The sequence below is a fragment of the Lysinibacillus sp. NPDC056185 genome (genome assembly GCF_047737915.1).
In the GTDB taxonomy this organism is placed as follows: domain Bacteria; phylum Bacillota; class Bacilli; order Bacillales_A; family Planococcaceae; genus Lysinibacillus.
Genome location: NZ_JBLLLQ010000122.1, coordinates 1 through 1031 on the forward strand (window position 1 = coordinate 1; position 1031 = coordinate 1031).

Sequence of the window (1031 nt, forward strand, 5' to 3'; positions counted from 1 at the left end):
GCTGAGGCGTTTACAGAACGCGAGGCAGAGCTGCTGCTCGCCGCCCAGGCCATTGAGGACGGAATCGCGTGCGGCGAGTTCGCCCTTATCCCAGAGCAGCCCGATGAAGTGGATGAGGACGGAATCCCGGCCGCCGAAGGGCGCCTCCTGACCCGCTGGGCAACCTTTCGCGAGCGGAATCCCGCGCTGCGCAAACGCAAGATTGCCCAGGCAAGCAGACTCGGGCAGCCTCTTCAGTGCTCCGTGTGCACGTTCCACTTCGGTCAGCGGTAAGGAACCCTGGGCGAGGGCTTCATCGAAGTGCACCATGTCCTTCCTCTCCACCTCTCGGGCCCGCGCGAGACCAAGCTAGAAGACCTCGCCTTCGTCCGTGCCAACTGCCACCGCATGTGCCACAGAGGCCATCGCGGCGCATCATGGCGTACCCCTGCGGTCCTACGGGCTGAGATCGAGAAAACCGCCAAAGCGGGCGGAACCGCATAGGCGCCCACCATCGGCTCGTGCACTGGGCCCATCACGCCGCCTCCGCCTCGAAGTGCATTTGCGCCCGGTCCAGCAACCCGTCCGGGTCGCCACCCCGGGCAGTGACCCAGTGCAGGACATCCGCGATGAGGTCGATGGCAGATTCCTCAAGGATCTGAGCGGAGCGACTCTGCAGCAAAGGCGGTGCACCGACATCGCCTCGGTATTTCTTCAGGGCCGTTTCAGCACGCTGCACCCGGCGGCAATGCGTCTCCGGGTCAGCCGACAGCTCGCACCAGACGGCCTTCCCCGTCGCGGTCAGCAATGTCCCCCAGTCGACAGCCATGCCGGCGAGCAGATGCAGACCCCGCCCGCACTCGTCATCGCAGTTCACCGATCCGAGGACCGGCACGCGGTAACTCTTGTCGTGCAGCTCGATCCGCAGTCGGTCACCTGCTGTCTCCAGCACCAGAGTGGCAGCAACACCTCTTCCCACGTGCTTGATCACGTTGGCCGCCAGCTCACTCACTGCGAGCTCGGCTTCTTCGGCCAGAGCCGAGAGGGACCAC

Annotated in this window: 2 protein-coding genes; both read right to left on the minus strand. The window is 65.1% G+C overall.

Going from position 1 to position 1031, the window contains the following annotated elements:
• Positions 1 to 309 (minus strand): hypothetical protein (locus tag ACMZ42_RS27325; protein WP_415733472.1); only part of this gene is annotated, 309 nt, incomplete at its 3' end.
• 205 nt (positions 310 to 514) lie between these two features.
• Positions 515 to 1031: ATP-binding protein (locus ACMZ42_RS27330; RefSeq protein ID WP_415733473.1), on the minus strand; the 517-nt coding region annotated here is incomplete at its 5' end.